This is a genomic window from Pseudoalteromonas sp. CF6-2, from assembly GCF_021729425.1.
Classification (GTDB): domain Bacteria; phylum Pseudomonadota; class Gammaproteobacteria; order Enterobacterales; family Alteromonadaceae; genus Pseudoalteromonas; species Pseudoalteromonas arabiensis.
Window position 1 is genome coordinate 3,339,099 of the sequence record NZ_CP091442.1, and the last position, 15,761, is coordinate 3,354,859.

Consider the following 15,761-nt stretch of genomic DNA (forward strand, 5'->3'; position numbering starts at 1 on the left):
AATTCTAATTAGCACGTTTATTAGAATGTTAGTAGAAAAACTAAAAAAGTGTATGAGGTTAAAAGCGCCAATGTGCAGATAGCATTAACTGTTGTTGTGAATTGCGCTCATTAAATCCCATACTTGGTCTATTTTGAGCGTCACTGCTCAGTACTGAATATTCAGCACCCACTTGCCACTGTGTTGACAATTGATACCGCCAACTAGCGGTTAAAGCATCTCCTCGGCTTTGGTTAGGATCAAACATCCAATCATCATGATCACTAACCTTAAAGTAATCATACCTAATTGTGAGACGATGCTGGTCTAACTTGTGGCTTAACATAACAAAATGACTGTAAAAACTGTTGTTTACTCCTCGATTTTTACCCATTGCGGTCTTACCATCTAGGAGCTGCATAATAATGCGCGTCTGCTTGGTAAACTTGTACAACCAGGCTGCACTCAAAAAGCGCGTATCCCAAGCATACTGACCAGTACGCGTATTTATTGCGCTCGGATCACCATTATTATCATAGTAGTAAATACGAAATTGTGAACGTTTTTGATAATCCCAATGTGCGCCAACATAGTAACCAAACCGACCATCGACTTCTTCGAAGGGCTGCACATAGTCGGCCTGCTTGGTAAGCTGTGAATGAGAAAAAGATGCCGGCACAGAAAAATCGATACGTTCATTAAATGTTGTTTGCCTATCATGAAGTGCAAAACCACGCCAAGACAACAGCGTTCCAGCAGGATCGTTACCTTTAAAGACCGCTGCAACACCCTCAAAACTATGCTCACTACGAAATTGTCGACCTGGGCGCTTTATACTTGCTTCAACACCAAAAGTACGTATTTCTTCTCCTAACCAACTATTAATGGCTGAGTTGGTGTAGTTATAAGGTGACATCCAGCCACTTTGCGGATTCTCAAGCGACATTTTCGGATAAAAGCCACCGGCTTTAATAGCTAACTTATAACGACTTTCTGTCAACGGCTGGTATTGCAGATAAGCTTGGCTAAAACCGATTGTCGTAGAAGGGTCAGCATGAACATTAACAGTGGAGTGCATAGACCAATCTCTATCTAACTCTAAGCGACTGCTGAGCATCGCTTGAGAAAGACGAATACCATCATGGTCATTATCGTAGCGATATAAACCAATACCGGTACGCTGGTAGCTGGCTAATTGATCGCCTGTTAGTGCGGATATTGCGATTAATCCTTCATGCTCTGCAAGTACAGAGCTAGGTAAACCAAAAAGCACAGAGCACATTACTACTTGCCACTTATTCATAGTCATCGAACTCGTCACTGCTTAATTCAAGTGCTGGTAAAAGCGCCTGCTTCAATTGATAACGTAACACACTGTTTTTGCTATTAAACGAAGTAATTTCTGGTTCGCTAATGTCAGACAATCGATCATGCCATATCGCTAACTCAAACGTCCCTTCAGGGAGATCTAAATCAACAAAACCTTGTTCATCAGTTTGCGCAAATGATGGACTATCAACCACAACAATATAACCCAGCATCCAGTCATGAATATTACACCCGAGTTCAACAACCCCGGTCTGCTCAAAACGAACCGGCTTTTCAGGTTTATCTCGGTAAAGTTTTAATTCGAAGTGTTTTGCTTTAGAAAATGAATACACATGGTGCATGATAGAATCTAAGTTCGGAAATTCAACATTCGCCCCTTTAGGCACCACTAATACATGAGGAGAAAAAGCTCTATTTTCTTGGCTCATGGTGTAACTAGCTTCCGTTGATGGACTTTGCGAGTGGCCTTTCAACCAAACAACAGCATTAGCAACAGGCTGACTGTTTTGGTCAACAACTTGAATTTTCTGTGCCATCAGTGTTGGACTAAAGGTAAGTAATAATAGGATTATTCTTATCATTTTTGATGAACCTTTTCATATGCTTGGCTTTTTAAAATCAGTGCGTACTTTGCTGAATACGTATGCAGATACCTCGTATTAACACGCAAGTCAATTTATGCTTATTGTGACAACAATCCACAACCATAAGCCGCCAAGGAACAACAATGCGATTAACTGCCTTAATGTTAGCAGCCTTTTCAGGTACTTGCCTAGCACAAACCACAACCGTCAGTTCACCTGATGGGCAGATCAAAGTAACTATCTCAGATGAACAACACACACCTAGCTACGAAATCAGCTTTGCAGGTAAACAAATCATTGCTAACTCTGCGTTAGGTCTTGTTTTTAAACAACAGCCAGCAATGAGCGAAGGTTACAAAATTAGTAGTCAAACTACCGATTCTGTAAAAAGCAGCTGGGAGCAACCTTGGGGTGAACGCCAAACTGTGGTTGATAACCATAACGAAGTGGCTGTTACGTTTAAAAAACCTCAGCCGCAAGGTGGCACTTTTACAGTACGTTTCCGTGCTTTTAATGATGGTATTGGCTTTCGATACGAATTACCAAAGCAAGCAGGCTTTGAAGATATAGAAATCACCAAAGAGCTTACGGAGTTTGCAATTACAGACTCATCACACGCAACGGCTTGGTGGATACCTGCACGCGGTTGGAACCGCTATGAATATGTTTATAACACCACGCCATTACATCAAGCGGCGCTGGTACACACACCATTTACCTTAAAAAACAAAGATGGCATCCATATTAGTATTCACGAAGCTGCCCTTGTTGACTATGCGGGCATGGTTCTAAATCAACGCCGTGACGGTACTTTTCAAGCCGATTTAACACCTTGGTCTGATGGCGTAGCAGTTAAAAAGCACGGCGCATTCAATACTCCTTGGCGTACCATTCAAATTGGTGATGAAGCTGTTGATTTAATTAACTCCGATATTATCTTAAATCTAAACGAACCAAATAAACTCGGTGATGTATCGTGGGTTAAACCCGGCAAATACGTCGGTATTTGGTGGGGTATGCATATCAATGAAAATACGTGGGGTAGCGGTAAAATTCATGGTGCTACAACCGCAAACACTAAATACTATATGGACTTTGCGGCTAAGTATGGCTTCGATGGCGTACTCGTCGAAGGCTGGAATACTGGCTGGGATGGTGACTGGTTTTATAACGGTGATGTATTTAGCTTCACACAGCCTTATGATGACTTCGATATTGAACAGTTAACCCACTACGGCAAAGAAAAAGGCGTGCAATTAATCGGTCACCACGAAACATCAGGTAACGTAACTAACTACCGCAATCAAATGGAAGATGCGTTTGCACTGTACGAAAAATCAAATGTGAGTCAAGTAAAAACAGGTTACGTCGCTGACGGCGGCAATATCAAACGTATTGATGAAAACGGTATTGTGCGTAAAGAATGGCACGATGGTCAGTTCATGGTAAACGAATACTTATATAACGTAAAACTGGCTGCAAAACATAAAATTAGCATTAATACTCACGAACCAATCAAAGATACCGGTCTGCGTCGTACATACCCGAACTGGATAACCCGCGAAGGGGCGCGCGGACAAGAGTTTAATGCATGGGGAACCCCTCCAAACCCACCAGAACACATTCCTATGCTTGCTTTCACTCGCATGCTGGCAGGCCCAATGGACTTTACACCAGGTATTTTTGACATGGGCTTTAACGGTTTAGGTGCCGATACCAACCGTCCACAAACGACGCTCGCAAAACAATTAGCCTTGTATGTTGTGATGTATAGCCCAATTCAAATGGCCGCAGATTTGCCACGTAACTACTTAGCGAAACCAGATGCATTCCAATTTATTCAAGATGTACCAACCGATTGGCAACAAAGTATTGCTCTACAAGGTGAAGTGGGCGATTACGTTGTGTTTGCACGTAAAGAGCGCAAGCGTGATCAATACTCAGGTAACGACTGGTATTTAGGTGCTGTAACAGATGAAAACGCCCGCACTTTAGAAGTGAAGTTAGACTTCTTAGATAAAGGTAAAAAGTTTGAAGCACAAATCTACCGTGACGGTGATAAAGCACAGTGGATAAATAACCCTTATGACTTAACAGTAGAAAAACGCATAGTGACTGCTGATGATAAGCTAACGTTAAAGCTTGCCACCAGCGGTGGCACAGCGATTCGATTTAAAGCACTGTAAGGCGACGAGTTTAAAAAACCTAAAAAAACGCGGCATATAGATGCCGCGTTTTTCTCTCAGTTACTATCTACAGTGGCAAATAGATCTGTGCGCTAAGGCCACCTTCTGGGCGATTAAGTAGCTGCACTCGCCCGCCGTGCATATCAACAATACGCTTGATAATCGCTAGACCTAAACCGCTCCCTTCACTACCGCGAGCGGCATCACCTTGTTTGAACGGCTCAAAGACAGTTTCAAGTTCACTTTCAGGAATACCTGGCCCTTGGTCATTTACAACCACCATGGCAAACTTTTTATTACTGCTCATGCGCGTTTCCACTTCAATATCACCGTCAGAGTAACGAATGGCATTTTCAATCATATTGGTCACAACACGCTTTATAGCTACCGTACTGACAGGTACGTTACTAATGCTGGGGTTTTCTTTAAAACTAATTTGCCGATGATGCTTTTGCTCGGCCTCAACGACTTCATTGACGATGGCATTAAGATCTTCAAGAGCAAGCTCTTCGCGCTTGTGATGACGCAAGTATTCAATAAATTGATCGATAATCGCATTCATATCCTCAATATCATGAATAATTCCTTCACGCAGATAATCTTCGTCGTCAGACATCATTTCTGTTGCTAAACGAATACGTGTAAGTGGTGTACGTAAGTCATGGGAAACCCCTGCCATAAGTAAACGACGATCGTTTTCTAATGCCGCAATACCACGCGACATTTGATTAAACGCACGGGTTACTTCTATCACTTCAGTTGAGCCTTGCTCTTCAAGTTTTGTTGAGAAGTCCCCAACACCTACTTTAACTGCCGCCTGCTGTAGCGCTTTTAATGGTCGGTTTAGATGGCGCGCAAACAACCAACCACCTAATACGCTTAAAAAGCCGATACTAGATAAATAAAAAGTGAGAAATTCAAGGTTATTCTCTTGTAACCCAGTCAATGGCACTCGCACCCAATAACCTGGGGCTTGTGGTGCTTCAACCCAGTATACAAGTGGATCTGTTTGGCTTATACGCACTCGCGCAGAACCGTTAAGTTGCTCCGACATGCTACGTGAAAGCATTGAATATTCTCGTGTTTCCGCCAGACCTTCACGCATAGCTTGGCGCTGCGTCATGACTTCAATGCCAGTGATTTCAAAAAATTTTTCGGACGCTTCTTTACTTACTTCAACGCCTTCTTCCCACTCAATAAACACCGTTTTAACTTGTTTCGAGAGGATCAGATTAACTTGCTCTATGGTGGGTTTAACCACATAAAAACTAACCGTTATATAGGACACTATTTGATTGATTAAAAGCAGTGCAGCAACCAAAAATACGGTTTGTCCAAAAGCACTACGTGGAAACATCCCCATAACTGTTACTTTTCACCATCTGGCACAAATACGTAGCCTAAGCCCCATACTGTTTGGATATAACGAGGATTAGCGGCATCCACTTCAATCATACGTCGCAAGCGCGACACCTGCACATCGATACTACGTTCAAGTGCGCTGTAATCACGGCCACGGGCTAGATTCATCAGTTTATCGCGACTAAGTGGCTCACGTGGATGAGTCACTAATGCTTTTAATACCGCAAACTCACCACTGGTCAACGACATCGTTTTATCGCCATGCGACATTTCTCGAGTAGCAAGGTTAAGCGTAAATTCGCCAAATGATATTTCGTTTTCTTCTGCTGCTGGCGCACCAGGTACTTCCTTTGCTCGACGACGTAAAATGGCTTTAATACGTGCTAACAGTTCACGGGGGTTAAATGGTTTTGGAATATAATCATCAGCGCCAAGTTCTAAACCGATAATACGGTCTACCTCATCACCTTTTGCCGTTAACATAACAATCGGTATATCATTTTCTTTTTGACGTAAGCGACGACAAATCGACAAACCGTCTTCTCCAGGTAGCATAAGATCAAGCACCATTAGATGAAAATTTTCACGCTCGATTAAGCGATCCATCTGTTCAGAGTTTGCCGCTGTACGAACAATAAACCCTTGTTCTACCAAGTAACGTTCAAGCAAACTACGCAAACGCATATCGTCATCAACTACCAATACCTTTGTCGTTTCGTGTCCCATAACTTTCATTCTTTTTGTAATATGTTACTTGTTAATATAAATGAAAAACTTAAGAATAAAAAACGAATTGAACGCTTAGATTGTTACTGAACATTTCAAAACGATCTCGACAAAGGTAAAAGACTTTTATACCTTGCATAGGTTTTCTTTAAAGGCTTAATAGATATGGCAAAAACCAACTTAATCACACGTGAAGGGTATCAGCAATTGCAACAAGAGCATGATTACCTATGGCATGAGAAACGCCCTGAAATCACCAAGATTGTGACATGGGCAGCAAGCCTTGGTGACCGCTCTGAAAATGCCGACTATCAATTCAATAAGCGTGTATTACGACAAATAGACCGTCGCGTGCGCTACTTACGTAAACGCATGCCTGACTTAAAAATCGTTGATTACAACCCACAACAGGCGGGGAAGGTGTTTTTTGGTGCTTGGGTTGAGATAGAAAACGAACAAGGGGAAACTAAACGCTTCCGCATTGTTGGCCCTGACGAAATCTATGAACGCAAAGATTATATTTCTATCGATGCGCCGATGGCTCGCGCGCTCCTTGGCAAGCAAGTCGATGACGATTTTTCAGTCACTACCCCTGAAGGCCAAAAAGAATGGTATGTCAATGAGATAAGCTATCCAGACGCGCCATAATTAATAAAATAAATTCAGAAAAGGTTAATTTGTGATTGTTTAGTCTAAAAATGTGATCTATAACTAAATAAGCTTATGACGTTTTAAGCTTGATGTTTAGAAGGTAGTAATTATGTCAAACGCAATACATCGCATATTAAGTAATGCCATTGTATTCGCACTTTTAATCAGTGTGAGTTTGATTTCTTACGCCAGCGACATAGAAAACCATTCTGATAGTGTTACACCCACCTCACATTTCATTGCGTGTGATAATGCAGACCTTGCTAACCTTGATACTGATTTAGATAAACATACTCCAGCACTCAACTTTTGCGCAGCCCAACCACTGCCTGATGTGCGTCTAGGTGTACGTGTTTTTACTCAGACTAAGGCCTCTGTATACAGTGCGCACCAGCGAGGCCCACCTATATTTTAATTTAACTACGTTTTTAAAAATCGATGCTTAATTAAAATTTATGGTGACAAATATGAATAATTTCAAAGAATTACGCCTTCAAGACGTATCAAATGGTGCATTATCTAACGCTGTTAATGAAGTAGAACCAACACTTGATCTAACATCTCCAGCATTAAAAGTACTAAATAGCTTTACTCAAAAAGATCCACTACGTGCTCACGCAAGCACCACCATTGTTGATGCGCTAAAACAAACAAGTAACCGCTGCTCTGACTTCATCTTAGTCGTTGATGACGCAGACAAGTTGGTTGGGATCACATCGAGTGCTGATCTACAAAGCTCTAAAATAATGATTCTTGCACAACGTTTAAACTTACACCGCGACGAAGTGACTTTGCATGATGTAATGACTCCATTGAATAATCTTGCTGGTGTTAGCTTACAAAGCATCAGCTATGCATGTATTGGAGATGCACTACAAACTATGGAACACCAAGGTATGATGTTTCTTTTAGTAACAAGTGCTGAACATGAAATTTGTGGGTTAATTTCTGCACGTGAAATTGCGAAAAAGCTACATATTCCTGTCAATATTAACCCTATTGCAAACAGCTTCAGTGAGGTGATGCAGCATATCGATCACCCTCACTAAGCCATAAATATTGCGTTGTGTAGAACAATTTTCGAGGGCCTTAAAAGCAGTGCTTTTAAGGCCTTCTTATTGTGATATTATTCAGGCAATTAATCTTCAGTTTACTGATTTTCTATTTTTAAAAAGGTTTATGCATGAGCAATATCTCTGCACGCTTAGCGACCGAGCTAAATGCCCAGCAACCACAAGTTGTTGCTGCAATCAAATTACTTGATGAAGGTGCCACAGTCCCTTTTATCGCACGTTACCGGAAAGAAGTTACAGGTGGCCTAGACGACACGCAATTACGACTACTTGAACAGCGTCTTTCGTACTTACGCGAGCTTGAAGAGCGCCGCAGCTTTATTCTTGCCACAATTGAAGAGCAAGGTAAGCTAACCGCCGAGTTAAGTAGTGATATTAATAACGCTGACAGTAAAACAGAGCTTGAAGATTTATACCTGCCATTCAAACCTAAGCGCCGCACGAAAGGACAAATTGCCATTGAAGCGGGTATTGAACCACTTGCCGATGCGCTATTTAATGACCCTAACCTCGAACCAGAGCAACACGCTGCTGACTATATTAATACTGACGCAGGCTTTGCTGATACAAAAGCGGTGCTTGACGGTGCTAAATTTATTTTGATGGAACGCTTTTCTGAAGACGCCAAACTGCTTGCTAAATTCCGTAGTCATATTGCACAACACGGTCAAATTGAAAGTACAGTAATCGCTGGTCAAGAACATGAAGGCGCTAAGTACCGTGATTACTTTGAACATCAAGAACCGCTTAAAAAAGTTCCCTCACACCGTGCTCTGGCCATGCTCCGCGCTCGCAATGAAGGCGTTTTACAATTAAGTATCAACCCAGAACCGAGTGCAGAAAACCCAGCACAGGTATGTGCACAAATGATTGCTGACTATTATCGGTTAGATGTGAGCAATAGCGCTGCAAGCAGCTGGTTAATGAGTGTTGTACAGTGGGCTTGGAAGATTAAATTAAGTCTACATTTAGAAAATGAATTTTTAGGTGCAATGCGTGAAAAGGCGGAAACCGGTGCGATTGACGTATTTGCAAAAAATCTAAAAGACTTATTAATGGCTGCACCTGCAGGGCCACGTACAACTTTGGGACTTGATCCTGGTTTACGTACGGGTTGTAAAATTGCTGTTGTAGACAGTACTGGTAAGCTGTTAACAACGCAAACAATTTTCCCACATGCACCACAAAATCATTGGGAAAAATCACTTCGCACTCTTGAGCAACTTTGTCGCCAATATAAAGTTGAGTTAATCGCGATTGGTAATGGCACAGCTTCACGTGAGTCAGATAAGTTAGTTGCTGAATTGATTAAAACCAACAGTGAACTTAAATTAAATAAAATAATGGTCAGTGAAGCGGGGGCATCTGTTTATTCAGCGTCTGAATTTGCTGCCAACGAATTCCCTAATCTTGATGTATCATTACGCGGTGCAGTGTCAATTGCACGTCGTTTGCAAGATCCACTTGCCGAGCTTGTAAAAATCGAACCTAAATCAATTGGTGTAGGTCAATATCAACACGATGTGTCACAAAGCCAACTAGGTCAAACGCTGACCTCGGTTGTCGAAGACTGTGTAAACTCAGTCGGTGTTGATTTAAATATGGCCTCAGTGCCGTTACTGACTCGTGTATCTGGCTTAAACAAAACGTTGGCGCAAAACATTGTTAGCTATCGTGATGCCAATGGCTCATTTAGCAAACGCTCTGAGCTTAAAAAAGTTGAGCGCCTAGGACCAAAAGCCTTTGAACAAGCAGCTGGTTTCTTACGTATTAGCACAGGTTCAGATCCTCTTGATAACTCATCAGTTCACCCTGAAGCCTACCCTGTTGTTAAGCGTATTTGTGAAAAGAACAGCTTAGATGTAAACAGCTTAATTGGTAACACTGATATTTTGAATAAATTGGTTGCTAACGACTACACAGATGAAAAGTTTGGTTTACCAACCGTTACCGACATTATTAAAGAGCTTGATAAACCAGGTCGAGACCCTCGCCCAGAGTTTAAAACAGCTGAGTTTAAGGCCGGTGTTGAAACCATTAACGATCTAAAACCTGGTATGATTCTAGAAGGTGTGGTTTCCAATGTAGCTAACTTTGGTGCCTTCGTTGATGTGGGTGTACACCAAGATGGTTTAGTTCATATTTCAGCGATAACCAACAAGTTCATTTCTGATCCACGCGAAGTGGTTAAAGCAGGTGATATTGTTAAAGTAAAAGTACTTGAGGTTGATGCAGCGCGTAAACGTATTAGTTTTACAATGCGTTTAGATGATGATGTAGATACAAGCAATAAAACAGCACCTGCAGGCAAATCAAAGCCTGCGGCTAAAGCGAAAAGTGCGCCTAAGCAAAAGCGTGACTTTGGTAATGCGGCCATGGGTAACGCATTTGCCGATGCATTTGCAAATGCTAAAGTAAAAAAATAGTTTTAGCTTAAAAACAAAAACGCGGTTCAAATTGAACCGCGTCTCTTATAAATCTAATAATTATATAACCGCCGAAAAATTATTTTGTTCCCCAGGCGATGTAGCCATTTGGTAAAAATTGGCTATTCGTGTGGCTCGTTCATCAACTTCCACATCTCGTTTGGCTGTCTTGGTCTGAGAAGTGCTCACTGCTTCACTTTCGTCTTCAGCACCTTCACGGTCAATTCTTAATGACGACGATTCATCACCACCCTGTGCTTTTTCGCGCGACTGCATAGCGAGTTCAGCCTGCGCTGCGGCAAGTTTCTGTGTCGCATCGGCTGCAATAGCACGGTCTGCACTAGATGGCTCTTGGGGGGCAAGTGCTGCCGCTCTTACCGTTTGCATTTTATCGATTGTTGCTTGAGGGTCACCACTTACCTCAGCCACATCAATTTGTACTTCCCCGCCAACCGCGTAGTTTGTGCCATCGGGGCCTCGTTGATACTCATAACTTGGCGAGCCAGCGTATTTACCTCCCACCGAAGCATGCGCCTGTTCATGTACACGCACTTCAGTGTCTCGCGCTTTCAGCTCTTTAATTTGTTCAAGCTCTAACTGTTCTTGCTGTGCAACTTTTTGCTCTTGTTTTTGCTCTTCTTGTTGCTGCTGCTCTGATTTCTCTTCGCTACCTTGTTCGCTTTGCTCTCGCTCTTGAATCGCTTTATCGTCCTCAAGGCGACCTTTAGCATCATAAGTACTTGCATCGCCACTTGGCTGTCTTGCTTTTTCGCCATCATTCAGTGCTTTATTTTCTGCGTTACTCGAATTAGTTGCCACAGGAGGCGGGATGACTTCACGCAACTGATTATCACGGCGCGCACTTTCGGTGTGTACATTCGCCGTGTTAATGTTGATTGCGGGAAAGGGAGTAACGATATTCATGGCTAAGCTTTTATATCAATTAGCGTGCCTAGTACTTCATCGGCAGTTTGAATCGTATTAACGTTAGCCTTAGCATTGAACTCTTCAACTTTTAGGTTCACCAATGCTTCATCAATACGAGCAGGCTGAGACACAGGTGGCGTAACAGCTTCCTCTGGTCTTGCACCTTGTAACTGTCTTTGCTGAGCAAGTTGGGCGTCGTCTTGCTGGTCAATAGACGCGCGGCTAATTTGCGCGCTTGCTTTTTCAATGCCTTGACTTGCGCGGTTGTAACCTTCCACGCCATTATTAAATACAGAACTGATTGGCATCATATCCTCCAACAGTGAGATCTTCCCTACAAGTATCGCTCACAAAACAATCAAAATAAAGTAAAATCCCCCTATTTTTGGGCTCTGCAGGGCAATATTTAATTAACACATTGATTTCAGAGCGCTTATAAATTCAGTTTTATGAGAAATAAAAGGAGCGTGAGACGCCTTATCGATCACCTCATATTCAAAGTTAGGTTGCAAAGCCTGCATATCCTTAATTGCACGGTAAGGGACTAGCGCATCTAAACGCCCAAATATACCGCGAATGGGGAGCGTTATTTTGCTAAATAGCTGACGTAAATCTTCTTGCTGTAGGATATCTAGGCCTGCACTGAGTGCGCGCTCTTGCGGTGCTGGATACTGTTTTAATAATCTTTTTAACGCTTTAATATCGTCACGAGCTGATTCGCTGCCCATAGCTTGAATCGCTAGGAATCGCTCAATGGTTTTGTCTGTCTGAGTGATTAATTGCTCTTTAAACGCATCAAGCACTTCAGGCTTAATACCTGCCCAATTATCAGCTTGAGCAAAAAAAGGGCTCGATGCCACTAAAATAACTTTTGATACTTTTTCTGGCCAGTGAGCTGCAATGTAAAGTGAAAATAATCCGCCAAGCGACCAGCCAACTAGTATTGAGTCGTTATGCAATTGTTCACTCAGCATCTTGGCTGCTTCATGCAAATTATAGGTGTTAGGTACTGACTGCGCTTCACCAAAGCCTGGTAAATCAAGGCAGCGAATGGTGCCCTCATATGAAAACTCAAGCTCTGGTAAAATCACTTGCCAGACCCCTTGGTTCATTCCCCAGCCATGTAATAACACCATTTCATTTTGCATATTTTTAAACTCTCAAGCACACTGATGGCTCATAATAGCGTTTAAAGGATTGAATGCAATGGCTCACCTAACGAAGATATTAAAACATGGCTTACATGCGCTGTTTCCTAACTTTTGTGTTACGTGTCAAACGCATATAAAAAGTAACTACGCACTTTGCGAGCATTGTTTAAACGACTTAAGATTATTTGATCTAAGCAAACATGCCAATTTACTTCATCGCCCTGATATTTGTGACGCATTCCCCGATTGTCATTTTGATCACCTCATAGCCTGTGCATGGTATGAAGCCCCAATGAAACAGTGGCTTAAACAGCTGAAGTTTAGTGATAAACAGTACTATAAAATTGCCCTACAACAGGTTATTTATTTGCAGTTGCAGCGCGCAAAGGCAGTCAATGAATCTTGGCCTGATGAATTTATTATTATGCCGCTGCACAATAAACGCTTTATAAAACGAGGGTATAATCAGGTAAGCCAAACTTGGCTACCGGTATTAAAAGCAATGAACTTAGTTGTAACTGAGCCGCTTGTTAAACAAAAAGCAACGATTGCACAATCTTCTCTCAGTAAAGCGAAACGAATTAAAAATATGCGTAATGCATTTGTGTGCGAAACTAATTTGCAGGGTAAGTCGGTCGCCATTATTGATGATGTAATGACCTCAGGGGCAACATTGAATGCAGCAACCGATGAGCTAAAAAAAGCAGGTGCCAAACACGTATGGGCAATGCTGACGTGTTTGACCCCTTTAGGAGAACCTTAAAATACGTTAATCACCCGCTGCATGAAAAGCATTACCAAAGAATAAAGCATTGCTCAATAATCGGCTAGTACCATACCAATACCCACGGAACACAGGGTTATCCGTCATACCAATAACACTGCCTTTTCCATATGAATGGGCTATTAAGCCCGCAGCACCGGCAACTTGCTCTACATTCACATCATCAGTAAAGCCCGCTAACAATGGCTTATCTGTGTATGTTAAAACATTTACAAACGGTGCATCTGACTTTTCAAGCAACCAAGTGCTATTTTTAAATACTGGCAGGGTATTACGGTTCAGTGAAAATGTTAGCGGGTGTGATAAATCAACAGACGTATTAAAGATTGCTCCGGCAATACGTTGACGGCCCGCTAAGTGATCTTTATCGGCATAAGTAAGCCCTTGCGTATTAAATGCGCTCGCTACATCACGACGAGATAAGTAACTGGCCTTTAATAATTGCTGATCAGCAAGGAACTTGGCCCCCCCTTTATGACCCCAAATAACACCACCTTTACGTACCCAAGCTTTGATCGCAACCTTGGTTGCATCATCAAGTGTATTGTAATTACCATGAGCCAAAATAATATGACTGTAATTTTCAAGGTCAAGACTACTAAGACGAGGCATTTCAACAATAGTTGGCGCAGTGCCTACAAAACGGTCGAGGTAATACCATACTTCGCCCAATTCATATTGGCTGGTGCCTGCACCACCCACGAGTAAAACTTTAGGCGCTTTTACAACGGCCATAGAGCGAGAGCCTAAATCAGCCCCTTTTACCGTTAAACCTGAGCTAATTGGCGTAATTTCAATACCGAACTCAGTCTGCGCTTGATTTAAGTAATCAACCCAATTACTGTCTGTTTGCAAACCTGCGGGGAGCAAAATACTACCGGGTTCAAATGCAACCTCACCACTGGGCGTTTTAGCAGTAAGAGGACTCAATGCAACACGCGCTTTAACACCTTGCTTTAGCAATGTATTCAACATTTTTGGTGCAAGATAATCGTCCCACTTGAATGCGTAAGCATAGCTTTGTGGCAATGTTGCATAACTTGACTTAACTCCTTTCTGCCAAGGCATTTTTGCAACATCAAGCCCCCATTTACTACTGACTTTTGCAAATTCTAAATTAAATGCATGCGCGAGTGTCCAGCCAGATACATCATAGAATGTGTTATCAACAAAGCGTTGTTGTTCACTAAAAACGGCTTTCACTAAGCGAAACTGTGGTTGTGCTAATGGTACGAAATAGCTGTTTTCAGAGAAGCTTTGACCATTCACTTTTAATGGCTCTTCAAGCATATACGCATTAATTTGATGTTGCTTTAATAGCTCTAGAAAGTACTGCATACGGCTGTTATCTGCACCGCCTTTAACAACATACCCTTTAAAGTCTTCATCACCAGCAAGATCAATCGCTTTGTTATAAAACTCAGCTTGGTAATCAAGCAGATCTTGGCGGTTTTCAATTGCAGCTTGAAATGTAGATAAGCTAGTTAGTAATTGATTTTTAATCGTAAACGGAAAGCTTAATGGGCCGTTGATAGTGTCTTGTAAGTGACCACGTGAGCTGGCTTGCTCAAATAAAATACCCACCCCACCATTCACGTCAGGGTAAGTTGAGCCTTTTCCGTAGTAAAAATCATCAAAACTTTCTTCGGTGAAGTACAAAGCATTATGCTCGTCAAGCGTCTTCGCATGATAGTTAGCAATTGCTTTAGTCAAAGTGACATTTTCTTCTGGTGTAATCGGGTGCTTACGTGTCGGAATACCAGGTTGAAAAAAGAAGGTGCTGTTTGGCCCCATCTCGTGGAAGTCTGTAAGAATATTCGGCTTCCATTGATGGAATTGAGCTATGCGTGCTCGTGATTCAGGGTGTTGTAGTAATAACCAGTCGCGGTTTAAGTCAAATAAATAATGATTAGTCCGGCTACTAGGCCAGTTTTCTCTATGCTCGCGAGTTTCTGGATCTGACGATAAATTCATACCGCGATTACTGTTTGCCCAGTTCGCGAAACGCGCTAAACCATCAGGATTTAAAGATGGGTCCAGTAAGATAACGGTATTGTTCAGTAAATTATCAATTTCTGGGCCTTGCGCAGCAGCTAAGTAATAAGCAACCAATAACGAGGCATTACTCCCTGATGACTCATTACCATGCACGCTATACCCCATCCATACAACCGCCGGCTGTTTGCTTGAGTCTGATGATTCACCGTCCAAACGTGCTAGGTGGGCTTTACGAATAGTCTCAACCTGCCCTAATTTGTCTGGCGCAGTGATAGTTAACATAACCAATGGGCGTTGTTCATGAGTACGACCGATCACTTGAAAGTTCATTCGGTCACTTTTATCGGCAAGAATTTGCATATATTGCACAAGCTGATCATGGCGAACATGCCATTCACCTACTTCGTAACCTAACACCTGTTCAGGTGTTGGAATGGTTGGATCAAATTTCACATCTTGTTCAAAGTAATAAGAAAGGGGTTTCGCTAATGCGCTAACGCTCACTAGCATGGTTAATATTGTTATTATTAAACGCATAGATAGCACCTGTACTTAATTGATGTTTTCACGCTACCACTAGACAAA

Annotated in this window: 14 protein-coding genes; 6 read left to right on the forward strand and 8 right to left on the reverse strand. The window is 42.1% G+C overall.

The genetic code is table 11. The features are described from left to right. Positions 1-58: 58 nt before the first annotated feature. The gene (locus L3Q70_RS15510) at positions 59-1,288 is read right to left on the reverse strand and encodes a hypothetical protein (RefSeq protein WP_237114558.1); all 1,230 of its coding nucleotides are present in this window, start codon (positions 1,286-1,288) and stop codon (positions 59-61) included. Next, positions 1,275-1,889 (reverse strand): methylamine utilization protein, encoded by a 615-nt coding sequence (locus tag L3Q70_RS15515; protein ID WP_062568315.1) that lies wholly within the window; start codon positions 1,887-1,889, stop codon positions 1,275-1,277. Before L3Q70_RS15515 ends, L3Q70_RS15510 begins: the two co-directional genes overlap by 14 nt. Before the next feature lie 146 nt (positions 1,890-2,035). On the opposite strand from L3Q70_RS15515, the gene L3Q70_RS15520 reads away from it, so the two are divergent. Continuing rightward, positions 2,036-4,078 carry a glycoside hydrolase family 97 protein gene (locus L3Q70_RS15520; RefSeq protein WP_193987947.1) on the forward strand — a complete coding sequence of 681 codons (2,043 nt, stop codon included), beginning with the start codon at positions 2,036-2,038 and terminating at the stop codon, positions 4,076-4,078. Between the two features lie 67 nt (positions 4,079-4,145). On the opposite strand, the gene envZ is transcribed toward L3Q70_RS15520, so the two are convergent. Together envZ and ompR are read right to left on the reverse strand one after the other, a co-directional pair. Continuing rightward, positions 4,146-5,441, reverse strand: a complete 1,296-nt coding sequence (gene envZ, locus L3Q70_RS15525; protein WP_062568317.1) for a two-component system sensor histidine kinase EnvZ — start codon at positions 5,439-5,441, stop codon at positions 4,146-4,148. A gap of 5 nt (positions 5,442-5,446) precedes the next feature. Then, positions 5,447-6,166, reverse strand: a complete 720-nt coding sequence (ompR, locus tag L3Q70_RS15530; RefSeq protein WP_062568318.1) for a two-component system response regulator OmpR — start codon at positions 6,164-6,166, stop codon at positions 5,447-5,449. A gap of 165 nt (positions 6,167-6,331) precedes the next feature. On the opposite strand from ompR, the gene greB reads away from it, so the two are divergent. The 4 genes from greB (at position 6,332) to L3Q70_RS15550 (ending at position 10,316) form a co-directional block, all read left to right on the forward strand. Continuing rightward, complete coding sequence (gene greB, locus L3Q70_RS15535) at positions 6,332-6,814, forward strand: transcription elongation factor GreB (RefSeq protein WP_062568319.1); 483 nt, start codon at positions 6,332-6,334, stop codon at positions 6,812-6,814. 112 nt (positions 6,815-6,926) lie between these two features. Beyond that, a complete protein-coding gene (locus L3Q70_RS15540) occupies positions 6,927-7,232 on the forward strand; it encodes a hypothetical protein (RefSeq protein ID WP_062568320.1) in 306 nt (101 codons plus the stop codon). A gap of 52 nt (positions 7,233-7,284) precedes the next feature. After that, the gene (locus tag L3Q70_RS15545) at positions 7,285-7,866 is read left to right on the forward strand and encodes a CBS domain-containing protein (protein ID WP_062568321.1); all 582 of its coding nucleotides are present in this window, start codon (positions 7,285-7,287) and stop codon (positions 7,864-7,866) included. 134 nt (positions 7,867-8,000) lie between these two features. Beyond that, on the forward strand, positions 8,001-10,316 hold the full coding sequence (locus tag L3Q70_RS15550; protein WP_062568322.1) for a Tex family protein: 2,316 nt from the start codon (positions 8,001-8,003) through the stop codon (positions 10,314-10,316). Between the two features lie 60 nt (positions 10,317-10,376). Here L3Q70_RS15550 and L3Q70_RS15555 read toward each other — a convergent pair whose 3' ends face one another. The 3 genes from L3Q70_RS15555 to bioH all read right to left on the reverse strand — a co-directional run bounded on the left by L3Q70_RS15555 (position 10,377) and on the right by bioH (position 12,391). Beyond that, positions 10,377-11,240, reverse strand: coding sequence for a putative metalloprotease CJM1_0395 family protein (locus tag L3Q70_RS15555; protein ID WP_062568323.1), 864 nt, complete (start codon positions 11,238-11,240; stop codon positions 10,377-10,379). A 2-nt stretch (positions 11,241-11,242) separates the two neighbouring features. Beyond that, positions 11,243-11,551 carry a hypothetical protein gene (locus tag L3Q70_RS15560; RefSeq protein WP_062568324.1) on the reverse strand — a complete coding sequence of 103 codons (309 nt, stop codon included), beginning with the start codon at positions 11,549-11,551 and terminating at the stop codon, positions 11,243-11,245. A 102-nt stretch (positions 11,552-11,653) separates the two neighbouring features. Further along, a complete protein-coding gene (gene bioH, locus L3Q70_RS15565; RefSeq protein ID WP_062568325.1) occupies positions 11,654-12,391 on the reverse strand; it encodes a pimeloyl-ACP methyl ester esterase BioH in 738 nt (245 codons plus the stop codon). Positions 12,392-12,449: 58 nt separating this feature from the next. Between bioH and L3Q70_RS15570 the strand changes: the two genes are divergently transcribed. After that, positions 12,450-13,157, forward strand: coding sequence for a phosphoribosyltransferase family protein (locus L3Q70_RS15570; protein WP_062568326.1), 708 nt, complete (start codon positions 12,450-12,452; stop codon positions 13,155-13,157). 6 nt (positions 13,158-13,163) lie between these two features. Here the strand turns inward: L3Q70_RS15570 and L3Q70_RS15575 are convergent, their stop codons facing one another. Beyond that, entirely contained in the window at positions 13,164-15,713 is a 2,550-nt protein-coding gene (locus L3Q70_RS15575) for a M14 metallopeptidase family protein (RefSeq protein ID WP_062568327.1), read from the reverse strand. Positions 15,714-15,761 lie beyond the last annotated feature (48 nt).

Bases quoted from the DNA above. Each gene is read 5' to 3' on its own strand.
- greB (WP_062568319.1), top strand. From the start codon at position 6,332: ATGGCAAAAACCAACTTAATCACACGTGAAGGGTATCAGCAATTGCAA.
- L3Q70_RS15510 (WP_237114558.1), bottom strand. From the start codon at position 1,288: ATGACTATGAATAAGTGGCAAGTAGTAATGTGCTCTGTGCTTTTTGGT.
- L3Q70_RS15545 (WP_062568321.1), top strand. From the start codon at position 7,285: ATGAATAATTTCAAAGAATTACGCCTTCAAGACGTATCAAATGGTGCA.
- L3Q70_RS15575 (WP_062568327.1), bottom strand. From the start codon at position 15,713: ATGCGTTTAATAATAACAATATTAACCATGCTAGTGAGCGTTAGCGCA.
- L3Q70_RS15520 (WP_193987947.1), top strand. From the start codon at position 2,036: ATGCGATTAACTGCCTTAATGTTAGCAGCCTTTTCAGGTACTTGCCTA.
- L3Q70_RS15515 (WP_062568315.1), bottom strand. From the start codon at position 1,889: ATGATAAGAATAATCCTATTATTACTTACCTTTAGTCCAACACTGATG.
- L3Q70_RS15570 (WP_062568326.1), top strand. From the start codon at position 12,450: ATGGCTCACCTAACGAAGATATTAAAACATGGCTTACATGCGCTGTTT.
- bioH (WP_062568325.1), bottom strand. From the start codon at position 12,391: ATGCAAAATGAAATGGTGTTATTACATGGCTGGGGAATGAACCAAGGG.
- envZ (WP_062568317.1), bottom strand. From the start codon at position 5,441: ATGGGGATGTTTCCACGTAGTGCTTTTGGACAAACCGTATTTTTGGTT.
- L3Q70_RS15540 (WP_062568320.1), top strand. From the start codon at position 6,927: ATGTCAAACGCAATACATCGCATATTAAGTAATGCCATTGTATTCGCA.
- L3Q70_RS15555 (WP_062568323.1), bottom strand. From the start codon at position 11,240: ATGAATATCGTTACTCCCTTTCCCGCAATCAACATTAACACGGCGAAT.
- L3Q70_RS15560 (WP_062568324.1), bottom strand. From the start codon at position 11,551: ATGCCAATCAGTTCTGTATTTAATAATGGCGTGGAAGGTTACAACCGC.
- ompR (WP_062568318.1), bottom strand. From the start codon at position 6,166: ATGGGACACGAAACGACAAAGGTATTGGTAGTTGATGACGATATGCGT.
- L3Q70_RS15550 (WP_062568322.1), top strand. From the start codon at position 8,001: ATGAGCAATATCTCTGCACGCTTAGCGACCGAGCTAAATGCCCAGCAA.